The 25,281-nt window shown below is 64.9% G+C and carries 21 protein-coding genes; 7 read left to right on the top strand and 14 right to left on the bottom strand.

Features of this window, described 5'->3' with window-relative positions; all coding sequences use genetic code 11:
- Positions 1-19: 19 nt before the first annotated feature.
- Together N7650_RS21130 and choX are read left to right on the top strand one after the other, a co-directional pair.
- Positions 20-493: a thioesterase family protein gene (locus N7650_RS21130; RefSeq protein WP_279899860.1), complete on the top strand. Its 474-nt coding sequence runs from the start codon at positions 20-22 to the stop codon at positions 491-493.
- A 97-nt stretch (positions 494-590) separates the two neighbouring features.
- The gene (gene choX / locus N7650_RS21125) at positions 591-1,538 is read left to right on the top strand and encodes a choline ABC transporter substrate-binding protein (protein WP_279899859.1); all 948 of its coding nucleotides are present in this window, start codon (positions 591-593) and stop codon (positions 1,536-1,538) included.
- Between the two features lie 250 nt (positions 1,539-1,788).
- On the opposite strand, the gene N7650_RS21120 is transcribed toward choX, so the two are convergent.
- From N7650_RS21120 to N7650_RS21110, 3 genes are all read right to left on the bottom strand, one after another.
- Complete coding sequence (locus tag N7650_RS21120) at positions 1,789-2,250, bottom strand: type II toxin-antitoxin system YhaV family toxin (RefSeq protein ID WP_156859478.1); 462 nt, start codon at positions 2,248-2,250, stop codon at positions 1,789-1,791.
- Positions 2,250-2,567: a type II toxin-antitoxin system PrlF family antitoxin gene (locus N7650_RS21115; RefSeq protein ID WP_009406937.1), complete on the bottom strand. Its 318-nt coding sequence runs from the start codon at positions 2,565-2,567 to the stop codon at positions 2,250-2,252. Before N7650_RS21115 ends, N7650_RS21120 begins: the two co-directional genes overlap by 1 nt.
- Before the next feature lie 159 nt (positions 2,568-2,726).
- Positions 2,727-3,641, bottom strand: coding sequence for a LysR family transcriptional regulator (locus tag N7650_RS21110; RefSeq protein ID WP_009406938.1), 915 nt, complete (start codon positions 3,639-3,641; stop codon positions 2,727-2,729).
- Positions 3,642-3,859: 218 nt separating this feature from the next.
- Between N7650_RS21110 and N7650_RS21105 the strand changes: the two genes are divergently transcribed.
- Together N7650_RS21105 and N7650_RS21100 are read left to right on the top strand one after the other, a co-directional pair.
- Positions 3,860-4,882, top strand: a complete 1,023-nt coding sequence (locus tag N7650_RS21105) for a zinc-dependent alcohol dehydrogenase family protein (protein ID WP_009406939.1) — start codon at positions 3,860-3,862, stop codon at positions 4,880-4,882.
- Between the two features lie 498 nt (positions 4,883-5,380).
- Positions 5,381-6,763 (top strand): hypothetical protein, encoded by a 1,383-nt coding sequence (locus N7650_RS21100; RefSeq protein WP_279899858.1) that lies wholly within the window; start codon positions 5,381-5,383, stop codon positions 6,761-6,763.
- A gap of 15 nt (positions 6,764-6,778) precedes the next feature.
- Here N7650_RS21100 and N7650_RS21095 read toward each other — a convergent pair whose 3' ends face one another.
- The 4 genes from N7650_RS21095 to N7650_RS21080 are packed head-to-tail and all read right to left on the bottom strand — an operon-like array spanning position 6,779 to position 10,310.
- On the bottom strand, positions 6,779-8,311 hold the full coding sequence (locus N7650_RS21095; protein ID WP_279899857.1) for a glycosyltransferase family 39 protein: 1,533 nt from the start codon (positions 8,309-8,311) through the stop codon (positions 6,779-6,781).
- Between the two features lie 3 nt (positions 8,312-8,314).
- Positions 8,315-8,587 (bottom strand): lipid-A-disaccharide synthase N-terminal domain-containing protein, encoded by a 273-nt coding sequence (locus N7650_RS21090; protein ID WP_279899855.1) that lies wholly within the window; start codon positions 8,585-8,587, stop codon positions 8,315-8,317.
- The gene (locus tag N7650_RS21085) at positions 8,584-9,306 is read right to left on the bottom strand and encodes a glycosyltransferase family 2 protein (protein WP_279899854.1); all 723 of its coding nucleotides are present in this window, start codon (positions 9,304-9,306) and stop codon (positions 8,584-8,586) included. Before N7650_RS21085 ends, N7650_RS21090 begins: the two co-directional genes overlap by 4 nt.
- Positions 9,307-9,311: 5 nt before the next feature.
- A complete protein-coding gene (locus N7650_RS21080; RefSeq protein ID WP_279899852.1) occupies positions 9,312-10,310 on the bottom strand; it encodes an NAD-dependent epimerase/dehydratase family protein in 999 nt (332 codons plus the stop codon).
- Positions 10,311-10,590: 280 nt separating this feature from the next.
- Here N7650_RS21080 and N7650_RS21075 point away from each other — a divergent pair, with 280 nt between their 5' ends.
- From N7650_RS21075 to pgm, 3 genes are all read left to right on the top strand, one after another.
- Entirely contained in the window at positions 10,591-12,237 is a 1,647-nt protein-coding gene (locus N7650_RS21075; protein ID WP_279899850.1) for a VRR-NUC domain-containing protein, read from the top strand.
- Positions 12,234-14,492 (top strand): ATP-dependent DNA helicase, encoded by a 2,259-nt coding sequence (locus N7650_RS21070; RefSeq protein WP_279899848.1) that lies wholly within the window; start codon positions 12,234-12,236, stop codon positions 14,490-14,492. Before N7650_RS21075 ends, N7650_RS21070 begins: the two co-directional genes overlap by 4 nt.
- Positions 14,493-14,586: 94 nt before the next feature.
- Positions 14,587-16,224 (top strand): phosphoglucomutase (alpha-D-glucose-1,6-bisphosphate-dependent), encoded by a 1,638-nt coding sequence (gene pgm, locus N7650_RS21065; protein ID WP_009406952.1) that lies wholly within the window; start codon positions 14,587-14,589, stop codon positions 16,222-16,224.
- Positions 16,225-16,316: 92 nt separating this feature from the next.
- Here the strand turns inward: pgm and N7650_RS21060 are convergent, their stop codons facing one another.
- The 7 genes from N7650_RS21060 to N7650_RS21030 form a co-directional block, all read right to left on the bottom strand.
- Positions 16,317-17,465: an LLM class flavin-dependent oxidoreductase gene (locus N7650_RS21060; RefSeq protein WP_279899846.1), complete on the bottom strand. Its 1,149-nt coding sequence runs from the start codon at positions 17,463-17,465 to the stop codon at positions 16,317-16,319.
- On the bottom strand, positions 17,455-18,426 hold the full coding sequence (locus tag N7650_RS21055; RefSeq protein ID WP_279899845.1) for an LLM class flavin-dependent oxidoreductase: 972 nt from the start codon (positions 18,424-18,426) through the stop codon (positions 17,455-17,457). Before N7650_RS21055 ends, N7650_RS21060 begins: the two co-directional genes overlap by 11 nt.
- Positions 18,427-18,465: 39 nt before the next feature.
- Positions 18,466-19,497, bottom strand: a complete 1,032-nt coding sequence (locus N7650_RS21050) for an LLM class flavin-dependent oxidoreductase (protein ID WP_279899843.1) — start codon at positions 19,495-19,497, stop codon at positions 18,466-18,468.
- Positions 19,494-20,498, bottom strand: coding sequence for an LLM class flavin-dependent oxidoreductase (locus N7650_RS21045; RefSeq protein ID WP_279899842.1), 1,005 nt, complete (start codon positions 20,496-20,498; stop codon positions 19,494-19,496). Before N7650_RS21045 ends, N7650_RS21050 begins: the two co-directional genes overlap by 4 nt.
- Entirely contained in the window at positions 20,495-21,436 is a 942-nt protein-coding gene (locus tag N7650_RS21040; protein ID WP_279899841.1) for a 5'/3'-nucleotidase SurE, read from the bottom strand. The genes N7650_RS21045 and N7650_RS21040 overlap by 4 nt, the downstream gene beginning before the upstream one ends.
- Positions 21,433-22,776 carry an LLM class flavin-dependent oxidoreductase gene (locus N7650_RS21035; protein ID WP_009406958.1) on the bottom strand — a complete coding sequence of 448 codons (1,344 nt, stop codon included), beginning with the start codon at positions 22,774-22,776 and terminating at the stop codon, positions 21,433-21,435. The genes N7650_RS21040 and N7650_RS21035 overlap by 4 nt, the downstream gene beginning before the upstream one ends.
- Before the next feature lie 62 nt (positions 22,777-22,838).
- Positions 22,839-25,250, bottom strand: coding sequence for a TonB-dependent receptor (locus N7650_RS21030; RefSeq protein ID WP_009406959.1), 2,412 nt, complete (start codon positions 25,248-25,250; stop codon positions 22,839-22,841).
- Positions 25,251-25,281 lie beyond the last annotated feature (31 nt).

Below are 25,281 nucleotides of genomic sequence, written 5' to 3'. Positions count from 1 at the left end.
CTTCTGGAAGGAGTTACTCGTGAACAACCTGCTGCTGATTCACCAGGCAACCATCGTTGAAGACTGGATCGATTACAACGGGCATTTGCGTGATGCCTTCTACTTCCTGCTCTTCAGTCATGCGACGGATGCGCTGATGGATCACATCGGTCTTGACGCGGATGGTCGAGCTATCCATGGGCATACGCTGTACACGCTGGAAGCCCACATCAACTACTTGAGCGAAACCCGACTAGGGGAGGAAGTGCAAGTGTTTACCCAAGTGATCGACCATGACGCCAAGCGGCTGCACATTGTTCATCATTTGTATCGCCCCAAGGACGGAGAACTCTTGGCTGCCAGTGAGCAGATGCTGATGAACATCGCTAGCGAAGCTGGGCGCGCGGCGAAATTCGCCTCGGCTGTAGAAACGAAAATCAGCGCGATCTTCGAGTCTCATCGATCACTGCCGCGTTCGGGTTATTGCGGTCGTGTGATTGGCATTCGTCGCTGAGTAGCTGTTGCTGCACCCCTGGGACAACAAGACTGCGTTACCTCTGAATAACAACGAACTGCCGCTTCCCATAGCTGCCATAGAGAGGATTTGCGTTATGAAAAATGCATTGCGCGTTATGTTCTGCTCCGCCTTGACACTGTCCGCGAATACCTATGCAACCGAGCCATCCCAGTGCCGTTTGGTACGGATGTCCGATCCTGGCTGGACTGACATTCAGACCACTACCGCCATCGCTACCACACTACTGAAAAGTCTCGGCTATCAAACAAAATCCACCCTGGTCGGCGTACCGCTGACATTCAAGGCTCTGGCCGACGGCAAGAGCATGGATGTGTTCCTGGGTACCTGGCTGCCAACCATGGAACCAGATCTGAAACCGCACCGTGATGCCGGTGCGATCGATATTGTTCGGGTCAACCTGCAGCATGCCAAGTACACTCTGGCGGTTCCTCAGACCTTGTGGGATCAGGGGCTTAAGGACTTTGCCGACATTGCGAAATTCAAGAATGAGCTGGATGGCAAAATCTATGGCCTTGAGCCCGGCGACGGCGGCAACAACGCGGTACTCAAGGCCATCGACGATAACGCATTCGGGCTTAAGGACGCCGGTTTCTCGGTAGTCGCTTCCAGTGAGTCGGGCATGCTGGCCCAGGTTGAGCGCGCGCAGCGGCGGAACCAGGCGATCCTGTATCTTGGGTGGGAGCCGCATCCGATGAACACTCGTTTCAAGATGAAATTCCTCACCGGTGGCGACGACTACTTTGGCCCTGATTTCGGCGATGCCACGGTCTATACGAGCACACGCAAAGGTTACGTCGAAGAGTGTCCGAACGTGGGACAGTTACTTAAGAACCTGAGCTTCACCCTTGATATGGAGAACCACATCATGGGTTCCATCCTCTACGACAAGATGGGGCCCGAGGCGGCTGCCAGGGCCTGGTTGAAGCAGAACCCTCAGGTGCTCGATGGCTGGTTGGCAGGGGTGACCACATGGGATGGGCAGCCTGGCCTGGACAAAGTCAAAGCGGAGGTGACGCAGTGATGACCGCTATCCAAGGCAATCCGGAAGTCTGGTTGATTTTCCAGGATTTACTGGATTCAGCACGTTCACTCACAAGCTGTCAGGATCCCCGAAGAACATTTGGACATTCATATAAATCAAATGGTTATGAATGGGCAATTGGATTTGTGCCCGCAGATGTACCCCTTTCAACAGCAGCTACGAGTGGATTGCAGTGGACGCAACAAGGAGGAATCGGTTCAAAGGTGCAATCCTCACCCACTCGCGCAATTTATGCTTTGGGCTCGTCCCAGTCGCTACGCGTCGCAGCAGTCAGCGCATCCCAGTCATCAGGAGGGTTGCCGCGGCCCAGCATCTTCTCGAATACGGCGTAGGGATCGGATTTGCTGCCTGCGGACCGTAGGGTGTTTTCGTCGTTGACCCATGCATAGACGATGACTTTGGATCTTGAGTCATAGCGAAAGAACAGCCGAAAGCGCCTGCCGATTTTTGCACGGCGCCAATGTCGGTAGGCGGTGCCCAGCGTATTGCCTTGGCGGAACTCATCACGGCCCGGATCGGCAGGCACAGCCTCCATGATCAGATGGCTCAATGCCCGGAACAGCTTGACGTTGGCGTTGCTCTCAAAACCTTGCGGGTCGTTCTGCTCGGCCCGGGCGGCGGCTTCTTGCAATTTGCGTAGCTGTAGAGTCACACCTTCATGGAACAACAGTGTCCAGCCATGTCGCAGCATCAGATCGCGACCTCACCATCGATATCTTCGTCCAGGTTTACGGAGTGCTTTGCGTTGGCGAGCATGGTTTGCGCCAAGTCTTCCGGCAGAGTGGTGAGGTTGCGACCGCCTCGGATATCAGCCTCCAGCAAACCCAGGAACGCACCGATGGCAGGGTCTTCGTGGGTGGTTTCTACGCGGCTGACCACGATTTCACCGCCGCGTACGTCGAATGCGATCTTGCCACCGGTGTCAATGCCCAGAAGCTGGCGAACGGATTTGGGCAGCGTGATCTGCCCTTTCGAGGTCAACGTGGCGATTTCGTGGATGGCAGGCATGTGCGTTCTCCCGGATGTATTGATTGAATGGTAAGGAATAGTCCTTACGTGGTCAATCTTGGTTTTCTGCTGATCAAGCATAGGCGGGGAGGACGCTCAAAAACGCCGCAAGATGAGTTACACCACTTCCAGAGACACCAATAGCCTGCCCGACGAGAACTAAAGACTGTCAGGATCCCCAAAGAACATCTGAATCCTCGACCTCAGCCATTTCTCCCCCGGATCGTTATCCTGCGCCCCCCGCCAGGCCATGTGCAGTTCGAAAGTACGTGTTTCCAGCGGCAATTCCTCGGCGCGCAGGCCGCCGGCGGCGGTGAGGATGTCGGCGGTGTAGTCCGGCACCGTGGCGACGATGTCCGTCCCGGTCAGCAGACTGCCGAGGCCGTTGAACTGCGGTACCGCCAGCACCACATGGCGCTGGCGCCCCAGCTTGGCCAGTTCCTCGTCGATGAAGCCGCTCAGGTCTCCGGCGAACGACACCAGGGCATGCGGCCGTTTGCAGAAGTCATCCAGGCTCAACGAGCCCGGTACGCTATCGGCCCGCAGCAACTTGGGCTTGCTGCGGCGCAGTACCTTGCGCTTGGCATTGGCCGGCAGGTCGTCGGTGTAGCTGACCCCCACCGAAATTTCCCCGGATGCGAGCAGCCCTGGCATAAGCAGGTAGTTGACCCGCCGTACCACCAGCACCACCCCCGGCGCTTCGGCGCGTATGCGCTTGAGCAGCGACGGCAGCAGGGCGAATTCGGCGTCGTCGGACAGGCCGATGCGGAACACCGAGGTGCTGGTGGCCGGGTCGAAATCGGCGGCGCGGCTGACGGCGGTTGAAATGGAGTCCAGCGCCGGGGAGAGCAGGGCGAAGATTTCCTGTGCCCGCGCCGAAGGCTCCATGCTGCGCCCGGTCCTGACGAACAGCGGGTCGTCGAACAGGGTGCGCAGGCGCGACAGCGCTGCACTGATCGCCGGTTGTCCGAGAAACAGTTTCTCCGCCGCGCGGGTGACGCTGCGTTCATGCATCAGGGTCTCGAAGACGATCAATAGATTGAGATCGACGCGGCGCAGGTCGTTTCGGTTCATCGGCTTCGCTTCAGTGGCGGGTAGGGCGGGGGTGCTTCCTGCGGGTAAAGGCTGTTACCCTGCGGCACAGATTATGGCTGCGTGCCAGTCTACGGCAAGCACCGTAGCATGAGCCCAATCGATGACAAGCATGTCGACTATTAATGACCACTGATGGTCTAACCGTGAAAGCCCCGATAGAGTTCAGGGCATTAGAGGTTCACTAGGCGAGGTTTGCGATGTCCCGCATGATCCGTTTCCACAAGTTCGGTCAGGCCGAGGTGCTCAAGATCGAGGAGCTGCCCGTGCCTGCGCCGGCTGCCGGGGAGGTGCAGATTCGCGTCCAGGCGATTGGCGTCAGTTGGTACGACGTGCTCTGGCGGCAGAACCTGGCACCGTCCCAGGCGCGCCTGCCGGTCGGTATCGGCCATGAAATGGCCGGTGTGGTGACGGCGGTGGGCGAGGGCGTCGACGACCTGGCCGTGGGCGACAAGGTCGCCAGTTTTCCGGCCACCAGCCCCAACGAGCATCCGGTCTACGGCGAGATCATCGTGCTGCCGCGCACGGCACTGACCCGCTACCCGGACATCCTCAGCCCGATCGAGGCCAGTGTGCACTACACGCCGTTGCTCATGGCGTACTTCGCCTATGTCGACCTGGCTCGCGCCAGGGCCGGGCAGACCGCGCTGATCACCGACGCCAGCCACTGCGCCGGGCCGTCGTTCGTGCAACTGGGCAAGGCCTTGGGCCTGAAGGTGATCGCCGCCACCCGCGAGGCCGACGAGCGCGAGCCCCTGCTCAAGCTGGGTGCCGACAAGGTGATCGTCACCGAGGAGCAGGACCTGCTCATGCAGATCAACAAGTACACCGACAACCGCGGTGTCGATATGGTCCTCGACGGTCTCGGCGGGCCGCAGATGTCGCTGCTCGGCGATGTCCTGGCGCCGCGCGGCAGCCTGGTGCTGTACGGCCTGCAGGGTGGCAACCAGACGCCATTCCCGGCCTGCGCCGCGTTCCAGAAGAACATCCAGTTCTTCGTCCACTGCATCAGCAACTTCACCGGCAAGCCGGAGCTGGGCATCACCCAGGACCAGGTCGCCCTGCACCGCGCGCTGCGGGATATCAACCAGTTCACCGCAGACCGCCAGTTGCTACCGCAGATCATCCAGGTCTATCCGTTCGAGCAGGTCGTGGAAGCCCACCGGCACATGGACGAATGCCCTTGCGGCGGACGTGTCGTGTTGCAATTGCCGGACGCCTGATACCTGCTGTTGTCACCCTCCCTGTCGTGCCCGAGCATCTGCTCGGGCTTTTTGTGAATATCGCTTTCTTAAATTTCAGAAATTTCCTATCAGTCTTATAGGGACTAAGGACATGGCTTGGGCTATGTTGTTCCTGTCGGAATGCAAGTACGGCAGTGTCCGTAGAATTACCTTTGGTTGTGCGCAAATCACCGTACACAACGTGACACGTACTTCTTCGCTACCAGAAGTTGTTCTGCCTTTTGTCTCAAGGAGCGAGATATGCCCGTTGAATTTGCCGGTCGGGCCGCAGCCCTGGCAGCGTTGCCCGCTATCGGCCGCAGGAAGGTTGCATCGCGACGCCCTACAACTTGCACATTGATTTTGTAGGAGCGTAGGAAGTTTCCTTCAATCGAGTTGCTGTGCCGTCCGGTAATACTTACGTTGAACTTCGCGTATGTACTTTTTCGGTTGGCCATCAAGTTTTTAATGGTTGCGAAAATTATCAGGGAAATGAATATGGGCGCGATTCACGACCAGGCCATGCAGTATGTCTATCAGCAAGTGTTGCAGCGGGTGCTGGAACGCATGACCCAGGGGCAGCGTGCCTCTTTGCAGCTGCTGATCCAGCGCTTGCTGGTAATTGCCGGCGGCCTGGAGTGCATCGGCGGGCTCAAGGTGATGCTGGTGCACACCGGCAGCCAGGACAGCACCCAGAGCCTGGCCTTTCTACGCGCAGCGCAACTGACCCTGGCGGCGCGCTCGCCAGGTACCTTCACCCTGCGTATCGCCACCGCGCGGCACAGTGATATGCCAACGGTGGTGCTGAGTAATATCGAACGCGCCTTCGCCGCGCTGGTGGTGCATGACGATCCACGGATCGAACTGCTGATGCTGGAGGATGGCCAGGTTCGTGCCTTCGATGCGCGCCAGCCGATCTGTCGCAGCCAACAGCAGGCCGACCGGCACGCGGTGCTGATGGCCGGGCACCTCACCGGTGGTGATGGGCGCATGGCCTTGGGCCACCGCCATTACCTGGACCTGGCCGACCTGCATCGTCTCGGCGCCGCCTGGAACGGTGGGGTGGATGTGCTGATCAGCGGCGCGCCGGGCCGCGAGCGCAAGCGCTTCATGGCCACTGCCCTGCGCATGATGCGTGCGGTCGGGGTGCCGCGGGTGCGGCCGGTCGAAGCCTTTCCCCGGGCGTTGTTCGAGGTGGTCGCGGGGATCCGCGACGAGTACCGCATGCCCCGGCCCCAGGACAGTACGGCCGAGGCCAAGGGGTTCGACACGCGTCAGCGCATGCCGCGCTTCATCGCCATCGACGACCTGACCTACGACCCGGCCTGCGGCCATGGCCGCCTGCTCGCCGAACTGTTGCGCTTCGAGCATGACCCATGGGCTTTCGGCTTCCCCCGTTGCGAAGTCGGCAATCCCTTGCTGCGCATGCACCTTGCCGGGCTGCGCAGGGAGTTCATCGAGGACGGCAGTTACCAGGACAGCCTGGACCTGTACCTGCAGCGCAGCGAGGCGGGAATGCAGGACCAGGGGGTGCCAGCGGTCCTGCGCGAGGATCTGCTCGGACCCTGGCGAGAGGCTGAAGACCTGCAGCAGGTGCGCCGTCTGGCCGGGGACTTCGCCTCACAGGCCTGGGGTGTCAGCGAGGCGCAATGGGTATGCCTTCTGTTTGCGCCGATCGTCGAGCAAGGCCGGCGCCTGGAGGATTTCCTGCGTCGCTGCCACCCCGGCATGCTGGTTGCGCTGCCGTACCTGCACAAGGCCCTGCAAGGGCAGCCGGCCACCGATCCGGTGATGCAGTGGCTTACGGGAACCACCGGGTTGCCGATGGAGACATTGCGGGCGCTGTATCGCAGGTCGCCCCTGGTGGGTCCGGCAAGATAGAACACGCGACGCGGGTTAGCGTGACGTTCGGCCCAAGCCATGGCTCCAGGCGAACCGGTACACCTGGTCCGGCGCCGCCGCCTCGCACTTGCGGTTATCCGCATCGCCGCCCACCACATACCAGCGTGCCCGCGAGGTATCGCCCAGCTTGCGTGCCTTGCCGACATCGAAGCAGCGCTGCAGCCCGGCCTCCGGCAGCAGGGCGAAGGTACCCGGATGCTGGCGCATCCAGAACAGCGCGTTCTCGGTCGTGGAGCGGGCAAAACCGAAATGCACGATCGGCTGCCGGGCGAACAGCCAGTGCCCCTCGCGCCACTGCACCAGCGCCAGCTCGGCGCCGCCGGTAACCTCGGCGGCTTCGGCCATAAGGGTCTCATGGGGATTGCGCCCTTCCTTGAAGGGTTCCACCACGCCGCGCACGAACCACAGGGCGAACCACACCACCGCCAGCATGATGAACACCTTGCGCCACGCCGCGCGCCCATGGAACCAGCGCCCCAGCACCCACGGCAACAACGGCGCAATCGCCAGCACCAGGCCGGGCAGGGCGGGGAAGATGTACAACTTGCGCTTGCCACTGCTCAGGCTGAAGAACAGCAGCACCAGCACGACCCAGCCAAGCAGTACCAGAAAGCGCCCGTCGTGCTTGCGCAGTTGTCGGCGCCACGCCGGTATCGTCCACGGCAGGACCAGGAGCAGCGGTAGCCAGTACTTGGGAATCACGCTGCTGAAGAAGTACCAGAACGGTTCGCGATGGTCCCAGGCATTGGTGTAGCGGGCAGCGGTCTGGCGCAGAAGGATCTCCTTGAGGTAGGCCAGTTCCGCCGCACCCCCGCCATGGGCGATCGATGCCAGCAAGGGCAGCAGCCAGAACGCGCAGCCACCCAGCACGCAGACCAGCCCCAGTACCCAGCGCCAGCCCTGGCCGGGCATGAGCGCCACACCGGACCAGCGCCGATGCACAGCCCAGGCATAGGGCAGCAGCATCAACGCCGGAAGGAAGCCAACGCCCTTGCTGATGATGCCCAGGCCCATCGCCACGCAGCCCGCATGGAACCAGCCCCAGGCCGGCCCCAGCAACAGATGGCGGATCAGCCCGTAAAAGCCCAGGGCCACCCACAGGCAGAGAAAACTGTCGATTTGCCCGGTGCGCAGGATGCTGTAGCTCTGGTAGGTGGCGAGGAACAGCAGCGCGGCGATGCGTCCGACGCGGCGGTTCCACAGGCGCCGGCCAAGGTCGTAGAGCACTGCGGTGATAGTCGCCGCCGACAACAGCCCCGGCAGGTACAGAGCGACCTTGGGCAGCCCGGTCAGCACGGTGAACAGCGCCACCGTCCACATGAACAGGGGCGGCTTGTCGCCATAGATCTCTCCGGCACGATGAGGGATGAACCAGTCGCCGTTCTGCAGCATTTCCAGGGCGACGCCCAGGAAGCGTTCTTCATCCACGTTCATCGGCTGGCGCCAGCCGATCCCGGCGCCAATCAGCAGCACGGCAAGGATGACCAGGGCCAGGCCTTCGCCCCTGGCGGTTGCGAACCTGGACATCGGCTAGGGCTCCTGCGGCTTGTCGCGCGCGATCAGTTGCAGGTTGCGCAGGTAGACCAGGAAACCGAAGGACTGGCCGATGATGAACACCGGGTCTTCGCGGTAAATGGCGTAGCTCAGCAGCAGGGCGCTGCCAAGCATGCTCAGGTACCAGAAACCCACCGGAATCACGCTGCGCCGCTTGAACTCGCTGTACAGCCATTGCAGGACGAAGCGGCCGGTGAACACGGTCTGGCCGGCGAAGCCGACGATCAGCCAAAGGGTTTCCCGGGTCATTCTGCGAGCTCCTGCGCCTGGGCATCGAGGCGCGTGCGGCGGATCAGCCACCAGACCCCCACCAGGTCGAGGATGCCGACCAGGGCGCGGTCGATATTGCCGTATTTGGAGGTGCCGGCCCGACGGTGCCGGTGGTTGACCGGATGCACCTGCATGCGTCCGTTATGGCGCAGGACCAGCGCCGGGATGTAGCGGTGCATATGGTCGAAGTAGGGCAGGCGCAGGAAGGCGGCGCGCTCGATCAGCTTCAGGCCGCAACCGGTGTCCGGGGTGGCGTCCTTGAGCAGGCGCCGACGCAGGCCGTTGGCCAAGCGCGAGGCCCAGCGCTTGCTCGCGGTGTCTCGACGGTTGACCCGATGCCCGGCCACCAGTTGCAGGCCAGGCGTTTTACGGGCCAGTTCGAGCATGCCGGGAATATCCGCCGGGTCGTTCTGGCCGTCGCCGTCCAGGGTCGCCAGCCATGCGCCTCGTGCGGTCTGGGCGGCATGCCATAGCGAGGTGCTCTGGCCGAGCGAACGATCGTGGTGGAGAATGCGCAGTTGCTCGAAGCCCTGGGCCTTGAGACGTTGCAGCACCGCCAGGGTCTGGTCGTCGCTGCCATCATCGACCACCAGCACCTCATAGCGCTCGTGACCCAGGGCGCTGCGGATCTCGGCGAGCAAGGGCGGCAGGTTTTCGGCTTCGTTTTTCGCCGGAATCAATACCGAAACGTCGATCATCGGGGTTACCTGAAGGCTTGAAGGGAAGGCTGGACGCGGTAGAAATCGCGGTACCAACCCACGAACCGGCCGACACCGTGTTCGAGGGATATGCCGGGTGAGAAATCGATCCAGCGCGCCAGGGACGATACGTCGGCCCAGGTTTCCAGTACGTCGCCGGGCTGCAGCGGCAGGTAATTGCGCCGCGCCTGGAGGCCCAGGGCTTTCTCCAGGCAGTCGACGAACGCCAGCAGGCGCACCGGCTCGCCACGGCCGATATTGAACAACTGGCAGGGCGGGCTGCCGCTGGTGGCCAATGGCGGCCTGAGGCGCAGGCGCAGCAGGCTTTCGACGATATCGTCGATATAGGTGAAGTCGCGGCCCATCAGGCCGTGGTTATAGAGATCGATGGGGCGGCCGGCGAGCATCGCCTCGGTGAACTTGAACAGCGCCATGTCCGGGCGTCCCCAGGGGCCGTAGACGGTGAAGAAGCGCAGGCCGGTCATGGGCAGGCCGTACAGATGGGCATAGCTGTGGGCCATCAGCTCGTTGGCGCGTTTGCTCGCGGCATACAGGGACACCGGTTGCTCCACCGGGTCCTCGACTGCGAACGGTAGCTTGGCGTTGGCACCGTACACCGAGCTGCTACTGGCGTAGACCAGATGACGCGGCGGGTGCTGGCGGCAGGCTTCGAGGAGGTTGAGAAAGCCCACCAGGTTGGCCTGGGCGTAGATCCCAGGATTGTCCAGCGAGTAGCGCACGCCGGCCTGGGCTGCCAGATGAAAGACCTCGCTGAAGTCGAAAGTGGCGAATAACGCCAGCAGCTCGGCCTGGTTGGCGATCTCCACCCGCCGGAAACGGAAGTTCGGCCATTGCGCCAGCTGCTGCAGGCGGGCGTGCTTGAGCTCGACGCTGTAGTACGCATTGAGGTTGTCGATGCCGACCACCTCCAGGCCTGCCTCGCACAAGCGCCGGGCCAGATGGAAACCGATGAAGCCGGCGGCGCCGGTGACGAGGACGGGCATGGTGTGGGACGGATCCTTGGAGGGCTGGCTGAAGGAAAATGGCAGCTATTTGTTTAAGCTTTGTTAACGAAGCTGTAATGGATGTGGCGTTTTTCATTGCGCCTGCTGGCCTCATCGCTGGCAAGCCAGCTCCCACAGGTCCTGTGTGCGCCGCTAACCCTGTGGTAGCTGAAAGGGCACCGAGTGGCTGCGGGTTGGCCTCGATCCGATCCACGGTGATTGTCAGCAGCTACTATCTGTATGTATAACCAGTGCCTGATTTCCCAGGTACTGCTCGCCCGTGATCGCCGATTCCCGCAACGACCCCTTCTACTACCTGCACAACTTCCGCCAGGTGCTGGACTGGCTGCACCTGCGCTATGCCGATGTGCTGGATGCCGAGGAGCGTGGCTTCATCGACGGGTTTCGCCTGTTGCCCAAGGCCAGCCAGGCGCTGCTGGTACGTATGGTGATGCGCAAGGGCCTGCTGTTTCGCGAACGGCGCCTGAGTTATGGGGAGATCGGCTCCACGGCGCAGGCCATGGCGCCGTTGCTGGAGCTGGGCTGGGTCGATAGCGAGGCCCCGCTGGCCCTGGAGGAGCTGTTCCAGCTCCTGCTCAAGGACGAGATCGCCCGTTGTTTCGCTGCCCATCTGAGCCGCCCGAACGCTGCCAAGCACGAGCTGTTCGAGCAACTGCGCGAAGGCTTCGCCGAGCCCCGGCCCCTGCGTGAGTGGTGGCCCGAAGCTCCCGATCCGGTCTATGCCCTGCGCCAGCAGGCGGTATGCGACCGCCTGCGCTTGCTGTTCTTCGGCAACCTATACCAGGACTGGTCGGAGTTCGTTCTCGCCGACCTCGGCGTGCTGCGCTACGAGCAGGTTCCCTTCAGTTCCGACTGCCGGGCCTTGCGCGGCCGTGACGATATCGAGCTGTGCCTGGCCCTGCATGCCTGCGCCGAGCAACTGGAAGGCGAGGTGGACGTCGATGCGCTGCTCGCCCGCCTCGACGGCATGAACACCGAAAACCCCTGGCTGCAACGGCGTCGGGCCAAGCTGCATTACCAGCTCGCCTACCTGTGCGAGCGCGCCGGCCATCTGGAGCGGGCGCTTTCGATCTATTCCGGGTGCGCCCATCCCCAGGCCCGCGAGCGGCATATCCGCGTGCTGGAAAACCGCGGCGAGTACCAATCGGCCTTCGACCTGGCGACCCGGGCTGCCGAGCGTCCCGGCAACGCCGCCGAAGCCCAGGCCCTGGGGCGCATCCTGCCGCGCCTGAAACGCAAGCTCGGTGGCCCGCCGCAGTCCCGGCGCAGGGCCCAGGCCATCAGCCGCCTCGACCTGATCCTGCCGGCCGAGTGGTCCGCCCTCGGCGTCGAACAGGCGGTGCTGGTGCATTTCGAAACAGCCGACGCCCCGGTGCATTACGTCGAAAACACCCTGTTTAACAGCCTGTTCGGCCTGTTGTGCTGGCCGGCCATCTTCGCGCCGCTGCCGGGGGCCTTCTTCCACCCGTTCCAGAGCGGCCCGCAGGACCTCCACGACACCGGCTTCCACCAGCGCCGCGCCGGGTTGTTCGCCGACTGCCTGGCGCAACTGGACGACGGCCGCTACCGCCAGGCCCTGCGTGACACCTACGCCGCCAAGTACGGCCTGCAATCGCCCTTCGTCCATTGGGAACTGCTAAGCCCGCAATTGCTCGACCTGGCGATCGACTGCCTGCCGCCGGAGCACCTGAAGCAATGCTTCCTGCGCCTGCTGGAAGACATCCAGGCCAACCGCGCCGGCATGCCCGACCTGATCCAGTTCTGGCCTGCGCAAAAACGCTACCGGATGATCGAAGTCAAAGGCCCTGGCGACCGCCTGCAGGACAACCAGTTGCGCTGGATCGAGTTCTGCACCCTTCACGGCCTGCCCGTGGATGTCTGCCATGTGCAATGGGCCGCAGCATGACCTTCAAGGTCGCGGTGCGCACGCTTTGCGAATTCACGGCCAAGGTCGGTGATCTCGACCTGCGTTTTACCCCGTCGCCCACGGCCCAGGAGGGCATTGCCGGGCACCGGCGGGTGGTCTCGAGGCGGGGCGAGGGCTACGAGGCGGAAGTGGCGCTGGAGGGCGTTTTCGGCGAACTGGAGGTACGCGGACGTGCCGACGGCTACATCCCGGCGCGCAACTGCCTGGAAGAGATCAAGACCCATCGCGGCGACCTCGCCAGCCAGCCGGACAACCACCGGCAACTGCACTGGGCGCAGGCGAAGATCTACGGCTGGCTGATGTGCCGGCAGCGTGGGCTGGAATCGATAAACCTGGCGCTGGTCTACCTGGACGTGGACAGCGACCAGGAAACCCGTTTCGAGACCAGTGCCAACGCCTCCGAACTGCGCGCGTTCTTCGACGAGCAGTGCGGCCGCTTCATGCAATGGGCCGAGGCGCAATCGCAGCGCCTGCTGCTGCGCGATGCCGGCCTGGGCGCCCTGGGTTTTCCCTGGCCGTCCTTTCGCAAGGGCCAGCGCGAACTGGCGGAAACCGTGTACAAGGCGGTCAGCACCGGCCGCTGCCTGATGGCCCAGGCCACCACCGGCATCGGCAAGACCCTCGGCACCCTGTTTCCGCTGCTCAAGGCCATGGCCAGGCAGCCACTGGACAAGATTTTCTTCCTCACCGCCAAGACCCCGGGGCGCGGCCTGGCGCTCGATGCCCTGCGCCAGGTCATGGCGACTAGCCCGGAACTGGCCCTGCGCAGCCTGGAACTGGTGGCACGGGACAAGGCCTGCGAATATCCCGGCACCGCCTGCCATGGCGAGGCCTGCCCGCTGGCCAGGGGCTTCTATGATCGCTTGCCGGCGGCCCGGGCCGCAGCGATGCAGGTGCCGCTGCTGGACAAGGCGCAGGTCCGCGAACTGGCCCTGGCCCATCAGGTCTGCCCCTATTACCTGGCCCAGGAACTGGCGCGCTGGGTCGATGTGCTGGTGGCCGACTACAACTACTACTTCGACCAGAATGCCTTGCTCTACGGCCTGGCGCAGACCGATCAATGGCGTGTGGCCGTCGCTGTGGACGAGGCGCACAACCTGGTGGAGCGGGCCCGGCAGATGTATAGCGCCAGCCTCGACCAGTTTCACCTGCAGGCCCTGCGCCGGGATCCACCGGCGGGCCTGGGCAGCGCCTTGCAGGGGCTGAACCGCGAGTGGAACCGCCTGTACAAGGATCAAATCGCCCCCTACCAGGCCGGCGAGCAATTGCCGGCTGCCTTTATCAAGGCGCTGTTGCGCGTGGTCGGGCTGGTCCAGGAACTGATGAACCGCACCCCACAGGCGGTGGACCCGGCGCTGTTGCAGTTCTTTTTCCAGGCCTTGCAGGTCGTGCGCCTGAGCGAGGTGTTCGACCAGCATTTCCTGTTCGATATCAGCGTGCGCGGGGCAGGGCGCAAGCGCCTGGCGACCCTGTGCCTGCGCAACGTGGTCCCGGCCCCGCTGGTCGGCCCGCGGATGGAGGCGGCCCGCAGCGTCACGCTGTTCTCCGCGACCCTCAACCCCCGGCATTTCTACGCCGACCTGCTGGGCATGCCCGCCGACACCGCCTGGCTGGAGGTGCAGTCACCGTTCGCGGCCGAGCAGTTGCAGGTGCGCATCGTCAGCCAGGTGTCCACCCGCTACCAGCACCGCCAGGCCTCGCTGGCGCCCATCGTCGAATTGATCGCCGGGCAATACCGCGAGCAGCCGGGCAATTACCTGGCGTTCTTCAGCAGCTTCGATTATCTGCAACAGGTGTCCGGCCTGCTGGCCGAGCGTCACCCGGGCATCGTGCAATGGGCACAGTCTTCGGGGATGGACGAAGCGCAACGCCAGGGCTTTCTCGAGCGCTTCGTCGAAAACGGGCAGGGCGTCGGTTTTGCCGTGCTGGGCGGCGCCTTCGCCGAAGGCGTGGACCTGCCCGGTACGCGCCTGATCGGCGCCTTCATCGCCACCCTGGGCCTGCCCCAGGTCAACCCGGTCAACGAACAGCTCAAGCAGCGCATGGGCGCACTGTTCAGTTCCGGGTTCGACTACACCTACCTCTACCCGGGGGTGCGCAAGGTGATCCAGGCAGCGGGCCGGGTGATCCGCGGCACCGAGGACCGCGGCATGGTCATGCTGATCGACGACCGCTTCGCCGAAGCGCGTATACGCCGCATGTTCCCGACCTGGTGGGCACCGCAGGACAATTAGCCGGGGCGTGGGAATCTTCGCCATCGCCAGACAGTCGAAGTGCCAGTAAACTCCCGTTTTTTCACCACCCTGATTTCCATTCTTGAGGTTTTGCATGAAGCTCAGTCCTCTGGCGGGCAAACCGGCCCCGGCCTCCATCCTGGTCGATATTCCGCGCCTGCTGACCGCCTACTACACCGGCCAGCCCGACGCCGCCGTGGCCACCCAGCGTGTCGCCTTCGGTACCTCCGGCCATCGCGGCAGTTCCCTGGACCTGAGTTTCAACGAACATCATGTCCTTGCCATTAGTCAGGCCATCTGCCTGTACCGCCGGGCCCAGGGCATCGACGGGCCGCTGTTCATCGGCGCCGACACCCACGCCCTGTCGACCCCGGCGCTGGCCAGCGCTCTGGAAGTGCTGGCGGCCAACGGCGTCGAGGTGATGCTGTCGAAGGACGACGAATACACCCCGACCCCGGCGGTGTCCCACGCCATTCTCTGCTACAACCGTGGCCGCACCTCGGGCCTGGCCGACGGCATCGTCATCACGCCTTCGCACAACCCACCGCAAAGCGGTGGCTTCAAGTACAACCCGCCCAATGGCGGCCCGGCCGACAGCCACGTGACCAAGTGGATCGAGGCCAAGGCCAACGAACTGCTGGCCGAGGGCCTCAAGGGCGTCAAGCGCATGCCGTACGAGCAGGCGCTGAAGGCTTCCACCACCCATCGGCACGACTACGTCGGCACCTATGTCGCCGACCTGGTCAACGTCATCGACTTCGACGCCATCCGTGGCGCCAACCTGCGCCTTGGCGTGGACCCGCTGGGCGGCGCCGGGGTGCGCTACTGGTCGGCGATTGCCGAGCACTACAAGCTGAACCTGGAAGTGGTCAACCGCGAGGTCGATCCGACCTTCCGCTTCATGTCCGTGGACTGGGACGGGCAGATCCGCATGGACCCATCGTCGCCCTATGCCATGCAAGGCCTGATCGGCCTGCGCGAGCGCTTCGACGTGGCCTTCGCCTGTGACCCGGACCATGACCGCCACGGCATCGTCACCCCGTCCGGACTGCTGGCACCGAACAACTACCTGGCGGTGGCCATCGACTACCTGTTCCAGAACCGTCCGCAGTGGCGTGCCGACGCGGCAGTGGGCAAGACCGTGGTCAGCAGCGGCCTGATCGACCGCGTCACCGCGCGTCTGGGCCGTCGCCTGTATGAAGTACCGGTAGGCTTCAAGTTCTTCGCCGACGGCCTGTTCGACGGTTCCCTCGGCTTTGGTGGCGAGGAGAGCGCCGGCGCGTCCTTCCTGCGCCTGGATGGCAGCGTCTGGGCCACCGACAAGGACGGCCTGATCCCGGCCCTGCTGGCGGCCGAAATGACCGCCCGCACCGGTCGCAACCCGGCCCAGGCCTATGCCGCGCTGACCGCCGAACTGGGCGAGCCGTTCGCCACCCGCGTCGAGGCCAAGGCCAATCCGCAGCAGAAGGCGCTGCTGAGCAAGCTGGCGCCGGAGCAGGTGAAATCCACCGAACTGGCCGGCGAGCCGATCCAGCAGATCCTCAGCCATGCCCCGGGTAACGACCAGGCCATCGGTGGCCTGAAGGTCATGACCGCCAACGGCTGGTTCGCCGCACGGCCGTCGGGCACCGAGGACATCTACAAGATCTACGCCGAGAGCTTTATCGACGATGCGCATCTGCAGCGTCTGGTGGGCGAGGCGCAGGAACTGGTGGACAAGGCCATCGCCTGATGGCTTGAGTCCCCTATCGCTGGCAAGCCAGCTCCCACAGGGTCCGCGGTGCACGCGGTCCTTGTGGGAGCAGCTTGCCAGCGATGAGGCCCTCAGGAACGATATGTATCCTGGGACTGCCCCGGGTCGATGCTTGCCAGCCGGCGCAATTGCGGCAACAACTCCGCACCCAGATGAATCGCTTCCTCCAGATGGGGAAACCCGGAAAGAATGAAGCAGTCGATCCCCAACTGGTAATACTCCTCGATCCGCTCCACTACCTGCTGATAGCTCCCCACCAGTGCCGTCCCGGCACCACCGCGCACCAGGCCGACCCCGGCCCAGAGATTGGCCGATACCTCCAGCTCCCGCGCCTGACGCCCACGCCCCTTGACCAGCCCGCTCTGCCGCGATTGCCCCACCGACTCATAACTGGCCAGTTGCGATTGCGCACGTTCGATGGCGTCCTTGGGAATTTCGTCCAGCAACCGCTGTACATGGCTCCAGGCCGCATCATCGGTGGCGGCGGCGAACACATGCACGCGCAAACCGAAGCGCAAGGTCCGCCCGTGAACCGCCGCCAGTTCGCGCATGCGCTGGATCCGCTCGGCGATCATCACCGGTGGTTCGCACCACATCAGGCAGGTCTGGGCATGGGCCGCACCGACCTGCTCGGCGGCGCTGGAGGCCCCGCCGAAGTAGATCGCCGGCATCTGCGCCCGCGGGTCGATCGGCGTTTCCCCTGCGCAGCGGTAGTAGCGCCCATGATGAGGCTGGCGCCGCCCCGACCAGACCGCCTGGAAGGCCTGGAGAAATTCCCCGGTGCGCGCGTAGCGTTCGTCATGCTCCAGGTAGTCCCCTAGCGAGCGCTGTTCGAAACGGCTGGAGCCGCTGACCACGTGGAGGTCCAGGCGGTTGTCGCTGAGCAGTTGCAAGGTCGCCGCGCGATGGGCGCTCCAGGCCGGCAGTTCGAGGCCGGGACGCAAGGTGAGGAGAAAACGCAGGCGCCGGACTTCCTGGGCCAGCACCGCGGTGATCAGCCAAGGGTCCTCGAAGCCGCTGGCGGTGGGCACCATGATGCCGTCGAAACCCGACAGTTCGGCGGCCCGCACGATCTGCCGCAGGTAGTCGAGGTTCGGCTCGCGCTCGCCTTGCTGGAACAGGCCGACCTTGGGCAGGCCGCTGCTGGTCAGGTGATGGCCGTCGCCATTGGTGGGCAGGAACCAGTTCAGTTCCAGGGGGTTGCGACGTTCACCGCTCATGACGCTGGCGCTCCTTGCGCAGGCCCTGCTCCCGGAGCAGGGGCAATATCCGTTCGCCGAAACGCAGGACTTCGGCCACCGCCGGCTGGTCCTGGATGACGATATGTTCGATGCCCAGGCCGTGCAGCTCGCCGAGGCGCGTGGCGATCTGCTGGGCGTTGCCCACAAGGTACAGTGGCTGGCCGGGGCCGGGTTGCAACAGGTTGGGATGCACCTCCAACTGGCGGTCACGGGCCAGGCGCCGCACCGCTGCGCTGGCCGGGGGCTCGGCAGGGGCCGGGAAGCGCTGTGCGGCAACTTCCCAGGCCAGTTCCTCGGTGTCGCCGAGAATCAGGCCGAAACTGCAAACGAAGCCCGTTTGCCCCAGCAGGCGGTGGATTTCCTGTTCCAGCCAGGCCGGTGGCGCCGACCGTAGCAGGCACAGGTCGGCATGGCTGGCGATCAGGCGGGCGTCATGGCTGTCGTCGAGGATCAGGGGCGGGGCGGGCAGGGAGCGGCGGGCGAAGCCGGCGTTTTCCAGTTGGAAGTAGCGGCCGCTGAAGTTGAAGCCACTGTCCCCGCCCCGAAGCAGGCGCTGGAGGATCTCCAGGTACTCGCCGATACGCTCGTTGCGCTGGTCGCGGTTGAGCCATTCGCCGAACGCCTGGCGCAGGCTGTCACGGTCGCCGTCGGGCAGGTGCAGGCGGACGCGGTTGGCACTGATCGATTGCAGGCTTTGCAGGGTGCTGGCCAGTGCGGCGGGCAGCACCACCTCTGGCGGTACGCTGACATTCAGGTGCAGGTGGCGGGTGTGGGCACACAGTGCGGCAGCCACTCCGAGGCTGTCGGCACAAGGCGCACCGCCGGGGATCCAGAGGCCATCGAGTCCGGCGTATTCCACTGCCTGGGCCAACTGGATCCACTGGCCCGGCGTGGGTGTCGGGGTGCACAGCGGCAGTTGCCAGCTGAATTCAAGGGCCATGCACAGGCTCCGCAGCAAGAGAGAACAGGGGAAGTGCCATCATCTCACCGCCGCCCCCGGCCGGACAGGCCGCGCCTGCCAGCCGAGGGCCGGGGCGATGGTCTCGGCGACGATGCGCAGGCGGCGCAGGACCTGCTCCTGGCTGGAGCTCTCGGCCTGGACCACCACGATCAGATAGTCAGCGTAGGGTAACACCGAGGGATCCTCGCGCAGGCCACGGATCACCTCGTCGGGATGGCCGTGATGAACATTGAGCAGACGCAGATGTTCTTCCAGGTCGATAGCCTGTTCGATCAGGCCCTCCCGCTGCAGCCGCGGTACATGGCGCTCGATATCCACCGCCAGCTCGGCCTGGGCGCTGGCGCGGTCGGCGGCGGGGAAGACCGCGCGAACCACGCCGATCCGCGGAGGCTCCGTCGGGTGGTCCCAAGCCTCGAGATAGGCTTCGGCCAGGGGCTTCTGCACCGTCAGTGGATCATGGGTCGCGGTGCCGAGGAGAAATCCGTTGCCCTGGCTGGCGGTATAGCGCGCGCCGTCCAGGCTGCCGTGGGAATGCCAGAGCCGACGGGCCAGGCCGGGGGCTGGCGGTTGCAGGGTCAGAGCGCTGCCGGGGAACAGCGCGTCACCGTTGAGCAGCCCCTGCAGGCGTTGCTGGTCCTCGATGAAGCGTTGCTGGCGTTGCCCGGCGTCCCGTGCGAACGCCGAAAAACCGTCCAGGTTGGCACCGCCGCTGCCCAGGCCCAGTTGCACCCGGCCGCCGCTGAGCTGGTCGAGCACGCTGGCATCCTCGGCCAGGCGTACCGGGTCCTCGAAGGGCAGCACGGTCACCGCCGTACCCAGCTCGATATGCCGGGTGCGCTCGGCCACGGCGGCCAGGGCCAGCAACGGCGAGGGCAGGCGGCCGAAGCCGTTGCTCAGGTGGTGCTGGGCAATCCAGCCGCCATCGAAGCCCAGGGTTTCGGCGACTTCGAACTGCTCCAGCAGGTCACGGTAGGTCTGTTGCGCATCTTCGCCGAAGGCATGGGTGAGAAAGCCCAGCTTGAACGGCGGGCGGGACGTGGTAGTGCTCATGACAGGGAAAACTCCTTGGCGGTTCTGGCCACGGCGGGGCGCCAGCCCAGGGCCGGGGCCACCTCTTCGGCGATGATCTGCAGCGCGCGGATGGCGTCGCCCAGCGGCGTGCTGGCGCTCTGCACCTGGACGATCAGGTGATCGTGGCGGCCCAGCTGCGGGCCGCTGCCCAGGCCCTCGACGATCGCTGCGGGCGCGCCGTGAAGCACGCCGAGGCGTTGCAGGATGTCCTCGAAGTCGCCGTCCAGCGGCCCCTGGTAGACACCGATGCTTTTCTGCCGTGCGAGGTAGCGCTGGATGTCTTCGCGCAAGCCCGGGGTGTGGGCCAGCGGAAACACGCCCTGGACCCGGGCGATGCGCGCCGGGGTGCCGTTGTCGCCGGTCCAGGCGTCGCGGTAGCGCTGGACCAGCTCGACGCCGGCCTGGACCGGCAGGTGCGGGTTGGGGGCCATGATCAGGCCGTTGCCGCGGGCCGCCACCAGCTCCACCCGCGAGGTGGCTTCCCAGAGGCGCCCGCCCAGGCCCGGGGCCTGTGGTTGCAGACGCAGCCCGTCATGATTCAGGGGGCCGTTGCCAAGGGCGGTCTGCAGCCGTTGCAGGTTGTTCTCGTAGTCCCGATGGCGCTGTTCGTGGGCAAGGCCGAAGGCGTTGAAGGTGTCCGGGTCGAAACCCGCTCCCAGCCCCAGTTCCAGGCGCCCGTTGCTCAGCAGGTCGAGCACCGCGGCGTCTTCCGCCAGACGCAGGGCCGGCTCCTGGGGCAGGACGATGATCCCGGTGCCCAGGCCGATGCGCCGGGTACGCTGGGCAATCGCCGAGAGCAATACCAGCGGCGAAGGCAGGCGGCCCTGCTCGCTGGCGAAATGGTGCTGGGCCACCCAGCCGCTGTCGAAGCCCAGTGCCTCGGCGGCTTCGAACAGTTCCAGGGTTTCCCGGTAGACCCGGGGGTTGTACTCGGTCCGGTACACCCGGCTGAGAAAGCCGAGGGAGAATCCGCCACTCATGGTCGTGTGTCCTCGCTGATCAGGGGCAGGGCGGCCAGGGCACGGGCGGCGCCGGCCTGGTCGCTGGATTGCAACTGGCCGTTGAACGGGCTGATGGTCAGGTAACCCCTGGCCAGCCACACTGCTTCGTCGTCCTGCTGCGCCGGGGTCGCCGGGGCGCTGCGCTGGAAGCTGATGCCCGGCTTGCCGGCCTGGGCCGGGAACAGCGGACCGAGGTCGTCGGTGTACAGGGTGTCGAAGCCGACGTAGCTGCCGATGCGGGTCAGGCGCACACCCTTGAGCGCGGTGTTGTCGACGGGGAAGTTGATGTTCAGGCCGAGGCCGGCCGGCAACAGCCTGCCATCGGGCTGGCGATGCCGGTCGAGGGCTTCCACCAGCGTCAGCACCTGGCGGGCGATGCGTTGCGGGTCCTTGTCCTTGAGATCGGTACTCACCGCCAGGGTCGGATAGCCGGCGCGCACGGCGAAGCTGGCGGCATTGAAGGTGCCCGACGCGCTGTTGATGGCGCCGACGTTGTTGCCGGGGTTGGGCCCGACGATCACCAGGTCCGGGTTCGGCTGGATCTTCTTCAGGCCCATCAACAGCGCCATGACCGGCGTACCGCTGATCTCGATCTGCACCGCCTGGCCGGCGCAGGCCGGGCTGCTGCACACGCCGCTTTCATGGGTGCTGATGTAGTAGCTGTCGGGGTAGGCCGGGTCGCTGTCGCGTCCCACCCGGACTTCGCGGCCGTAGAGGAAGGCGCCGCCCCGCGCACTCTGTTCGCTTTGTGGCGCGGCGATCCTTACCTCGTGCCCGGCTGCCTTAAGGGTGGTGTAGAGCGCGCGGATGTTCGGATGCTGGTAGCCGTCGTCGTTGCTCAGCAGGATATTCAGGGCGAACGCCGGGCTTGCGGCCAGGCAGCCCAGGGTCAGGAGCAGGCCGGGCAATGTCTTCATGCGCGGGCCTCCTGCCTGGCGCTGAAGCGGTTGGCCGGACGCGGTAGGCCGAGGTTCTCGCGCAGGGTGCGGCCCTCGTACTCGTGGCGGAACAGCCCACGCGCCTGCAGCAGGGGGATCACCCGGTCGACGAAGGTGTCGATGGAACCGGGGAAATACGGGAAGAACACATTGAACCCGTCGCAGGCACGTCCCTGGAACCAGGCCTCGAAGGTGTCGGCGATGTCCTCCGGCGTACCGATCACCGGATTGCCCCCGGCCAGGCGCAGGTACAGCTGGCGGATGCTCAGGTTGTCGCGTCGGGCCACTTCCAGCACCTGGTCGCGACGGCTGCCACGCTGTCCCACCGGGGTGTCCGGCAACGGGCCGTCGAGGTCGTGGCCGGACAGGTCGATATCCTCGCCCAGGGTGTCGGCCAGCAGACGCAGGCCCAATACCGGGTCGATCAGCGCCTGGAATTCGTCGAACAGGGCCTGGGCCTGCTCGCGGGTCTCGCCGATGAAGGGGGTAACGCCGGGGAGGATCTTGATATGGTCCGGGTCGCGACCGAGGGCGGCGGCGCGCTGCTTGATGTCCTGGTAGAAGGCCTGTGCCGCCGGCAGTTCGTGGTGCGAGGCGAAGATCACTTCGGCGACCCGTGCCGCCAGGGCCTTGCCCGGCTCCGAGGCACCGGCCTGGACCAGCACCGGATGGCCCTGGGGCGGTCGGGCCACGTTCAGCGGGCCGCGCACGGCGAAGTGCTTGCCGCGGTGGTTCAGGGTATGCAGCTTGTCCGGGTCGAAGTACTGGCCGCTGGCCTTGTCCCGCGGGAAGGCATCGTCGTCCCAGCTGTCCCACAGGCCCTTGACCACATCGTGGAACTCCTCGGCGCGCTGGTAGCGGTCGGCGTGCTCGATATGGCTTTCGCGACCGAAGTTCCAGGCTTCGTCGGAAACCACCGAGGTCACCAGGTTCCATGCCGCACGGCCCTTGGACAGGTGATCGAGGGAAGCGAACTTGCGGGCGATATGGTACGGCTCGTTATAGCTGGTGGTGGCGGTGGCGATCAGGCCGATGTGCTCGGTGACCGCCGCCAGCGCGGCCATCAGGGTCAGCGGCTCGAAATGCTCGCCGCGGGCGGTACGGCTCAGGGCGTCGAGGTGATGGCCCCAGAGGGCGACCACATCGGCGACGAACAGCGCGTCGAAGCGACCGCGCTCGGCACTGCGGGCTATGGCCTTGAAGTGCTCGAAGTCCAGGCTGGCATCGGCCTGGGCCAGGGGGTGGCGCCAGGCGGCGACATGGTGACCGCTGTTGGCGAGAAACGCCCCCAGCTTGAGTTGATCGGTGCGACGGGTCATGGAAAGGGCTCCCGTAGGTCAGGCGAAAGCCCTGCCAGCCACGCGGCTGGCAGGGCCGCGGGTCAGAAGTTGTAGCTCAGGCCGGTGTACCAGTAGCCGCCGGTGGTGCCGTAGGGCGAGAAGTTGCCATAAGGAAAGCCGCCCGAGCTGCTCGCCAGGTGGGTGCGTTCCGGGTACTTGTTGAACAGGTTGTTGGCCCCGGCGGTGAGGGTCAGGTCCTTGGTCAAGTGGTAGTCCAGGTTGAGGTCGGTGATCCAGGCCGGGGAGAAGGTGCGGTCGTAGGTCTCCAGGGTGCCGTACTGGGTGTACTCGCCGTAGCGGGTCAGGTTCAGGCTCAGCTCAAGTTGCTGGAACGACCAGGTAGCACCGAGCAGCAGCTTGGATTCCGGCAGGCCGTGCTTGAGGTTGCCTTGGCGCTGGCGGTCGTAGCCGCCGGTCGGGCCGAGGGCTTGCCGGGCCACGGAGGAGGCGTGGATATCGTCGATCTCGGTGGTGTTCCAGTTGAAGCCCAGGTTGTAGCGCACGCCGCCCCAGGCGCCGAGGTCCTGGCGATAGTCGCCGACCAGGTCGATGCCGCGGGTGGTGGTGTCCAGGGCGTTGGTGAAGTAGGTCACCGACTGGTTGGTGGCCAGGCCAGCGGCAGCGAGGATCGCATCGATCTGCGGGGTGCCGCCGAGGTAGCCGGTCTGGGCGATGCGGTCCTTGATCTTGATCTGGTACGCGTCGAGGGTGATCGAAGTGTTGTCGCTCGGTTGCAGGGTCAGGCCGAGGCTGACGTTGGTGGATTTCTCCGGCTTCAGCGTGGTGGCGCCAAGGGCCTTGGCCACGGCTGAATCCACCGCGACGTTGCGGTAGTCGATCAGGTTGCCGTTGACGTTGCTCTGGGACGTCGAGCTATAGATCTGCTGGGCGAGGGACGGCGCGCGGAAGCCGGTGCTGAAGGTCCCGCGCACGGCGAGGATCGGGGTCAGCTGGTAGCGGGTCGAGAACTTGCCGTTGCTGGTGGTACCGGAGCCATCGTTGTAGTCCTCGTAGCGCCCGGCCAGGTCCACATGCCACTTCTCGGTGAGGTCCTGGCCGATTTCCGCGTAGGCGCCGAGGCTGGTGCGGCCTTTTTCCGCGGCATCGGCCGGGGTGGTACCGGCGCCGGAAATGGTCCCCGGGGCGATCGGGTTGCCACTGGCCCCGGTAGTGAAGGGGCCGCTGGCATAGGAGGCATAATCGCCCTTGCCGATCTTGTAGTTCTCGTAGCGCTGCTCCAGGCCCCAGGAAACCTGGGTAGGCCTGGCCAGGCCAAGGTCGAAGGCGCGGGTCAGGTCGAGGTTGTTGGTCCACTGGCTGAAGGTCTTCACCCCGGTGTCCACCGAGGTGGGCGAGCTGGCGCCATAGCTGAGGTTGTAGGTGTGGCGCAGGGTCGCCTCGGCGTGATCCTGGCCGTAGGTGGTAGACAGGTCGTAGTCCCAGCCCAGCGCCGTACCCTTGCCACCGAAGGCCACCTGGAAGTCGTTTTCGATAAAGCGCAGGGTGTCTTCCACGCCTTCCGGGAAGGGCGTGGCGATGCCGTCGAAGCTGGCCGGCTGGTGGAAGGCCAGGGGTTTTTCGGAATTGCGCCGGGTGTAGGTGGAGAAGGAATACAGGCTCAGGCTGTCATTGACCGGCAGTTCGGCGTTGTAGCCGAGGCTGAAGTTGCGTGCTTCCGGAAGGCCGGTGCCGTAGTAGGTGTGCTGCAGGCTGGTGTTGCCGGCGCTGTCGGTGTAGGGCGCCTTGTCGGAGCGGTCGGAAACCTTCTGCTGCTTGACGTCCAGGGCCAGGTTGATGAACCCGTCGTTGGGCAGGGCCAGGCCGACGTTGCCGGTTTGGCGGTTGGTCTCGCCGTCACCGTTTTCGTAGTTCTGCCCGTAGGTGGTGGAGACACTGCCGCCGTGGTCGGTCTGCTTGAGCACGATGTTCACCACGCCACCGATGGCGTCTGAGCCGTACTGGGCCGAGGCGCCGTCGCGCAGGACTTCGACATGGTCCACCAGGGCGGTGGGGATCATGTCCAGGTCTACCGGCTGCGAGCCGGAGTTGAGGTAGGTGCCGTTGTTGAGCAGGGCGCTGTTGTGCCGACGCTTGCCATTGACCAGCACCAGCACCTGGTCGCCGTTGAGGCCGCGCAGGCTGATGGGGCGAACCACCGAGGTCGAGCCGAAGCCGGACGAGGCCGGCTGGTTGAGGGAGGGCAGCACGCGACTCAGGGCCCGGGTCAGGTCGCCCTGGCCGGTAGCGAGCAGTTGTTTCGACGAGATCACATCGACTGGCGCCGGGCTTTCCGCCAGGGTCCTGGCCTGGCCGCGGTTGCCGATGACTACCACGGTGTCCAGCGGGTTGTCGGCGGCCAGCACCGGTAGCGCTTCGGCCAGGGCGAGGAACAGCAGGCTGTAGGCGAAGGCTTTGCGAGGGGGCCGCAAGGCCGTGCGGATCGAGGAACGCATAGGGAGCTTACTCCGGAAAGGTCGGTAGAAG

It is taken from the genome of Pseudomonas sp. GD04058, assembly GCF_029836855.1.
Taxonomy (GTDB): domain Bacteria; phylum Pseudomonadota; class Gammaproteobacteria; order Pseudomonadales; family Pseudomonadaceae; genus Aquipseudomonas; species Aquipseudomonas bharatica.
This window is presented reverse-complemented; position numbering and strand designations above follow the sequence as displayed.

What these genes read in the sequence shown, in the direction of transcription:
- N7650_RS21085 (WP_279899854.1), bottom strand. Translation starts at nt 9,306, where the DNA reads ATGATCGACGTTTCGGTATTGATTCCGGCGAAAAACGAAGCCGAAAAC.
- N7650_RS21030 (WP_009406959.1), bottom strand. Translation starts at nt 25,250, where the DNA reads ATGCGTTCCTCGATCCGCACGGCCTTGCGGCCCCCTCGCAAAGCCTTC.
- N7650_RS21105 (WP_009406939.1), top strand. Translation starts at nt 3,860, where the DNA reads ATGTCCCGCATGATCCGTTTCCACAAGTTCGGTCAGGCCGAGGTGCTC.
- N7650_RS21095 (WP_279899857.1), bottom strand. Translation starts at nt 8,311, where the DNA reads ATGTCCAGGTTCGCAACCGCCAGGGGCGAAGGCCTGGCCCTGGTCATC.
- pgm (WP_009406952.1), top strand. Translation starts at nt 14,587, where the DNA reads ATGAAGCTCAGTCCTCTGGCGGGCAAACCGGCCCCGGCCTCCATCCTG.
- N7650_RS21115 (WP_009406937.1), bottom strand. Translation starts at nt 2,567, where the DNA reads ATGCCTGCCATCCACGAAATCGCCACGTTGACCTCGAAAGGGCAGATC.
- N7650_RS21120 (WP_156859478.1), bottom strand. Translation starts at nt 2,250, where the DNA reads ATGCTGCGACATGGCTGGACACTGTTGTTCCATGAAGGTGTGACTCTA.
- N7650_RS21035 (WP_009406958.1), bottom strand. Translation starts at nt 22,776, where the DNA reads ATGACCCGTCGCACCGATCAACTCAAGCTGGGGGCGTTTCTCGCCAAC.
- N7650_RS21080 (WP_279899852.1), bottom strand. Translation starts at nt 10,310, where the DNA reads ATGCCCGTCCTCGTCACCGGCGCCGCCGGCTTCATCGGTTTCCATCTG.
- N7650_RS21060 (WP_279899846.1), bottom strand. Translation starts at nt 17,465, where the DNA reads ATGAGCGGTGAACGTCGCAACCCCCTGGAACTGAACTGGTTCCTGCCC.
- N7650_RS21110 (WP_009406938.1), bottom strand. Translation starts at nt 3,641, where the DNA reads ATGAACCGAAACGACCTGCGCCGCGTCGATCTCAATCTATTGATCGTC.
- choX (WP_279899859.1), top strand. Translation starts at nt 591, where the DNA reads ATGAAAAATGCATTGCGCGTTATGTTCTGCTCCGCCTTGACACTGTCC.
- N7650_RS21070 (WP_279899848.1), top strand. Translation starts at nt 12,234, where the DNA reads ATGACCTTCAAGGTCGCGGTGCGCACGCTTTGCGAATTCACGGCCAAG.
- N7650_RS21040 (WP_279899841.1), bottom strand. Translation starts at nt 21,436, where the DNA reads ATGAAGACATTGCCCGGCCTGCTCCTGACCCTGGGCTGCCTGGCCGCA.
- N7650_RS21055 (WP_279899845.1), bottom strand. Translation starts at nt 18,426, where the DNA reads ATGGCCCTTGAATTCAGCTGGCAACTGCCGCTGTGCACCCCGACACCC.
- N7650_RS21050 (WP_279899843.1), bottom strand. Translation starts at nt 19,497, where the DNA reads ATGAGCACTACCACGTCCCGCCCGCCGTTCAAGCTGGGCTTTCTCACC.
- N7650_RS21090 (WP_279899855.1), bottom strand. Translation starts at nt 8,587, where the DNA reads ATGACCCGGGAAACCCTTTGGCTGATCGTCGGCTTCGCCGGCCAGACC.
- N7650_RS21045 (WP_279899842.1), bottom strand. Translation starts at nt 20,498, where the DNA reads ATGAGTGGCGGATTCTCCCTCGGCTTTCTCAGCCGGGTGTACCGGACC.
- N7650_RS21100 (WP_279899858.1), top strand. Translation starts at nt 5,381, where the DNA reads ATGGGCGCGATTCACGACCAGGCCATGCAGTATGTCTATCAGCAAGTG.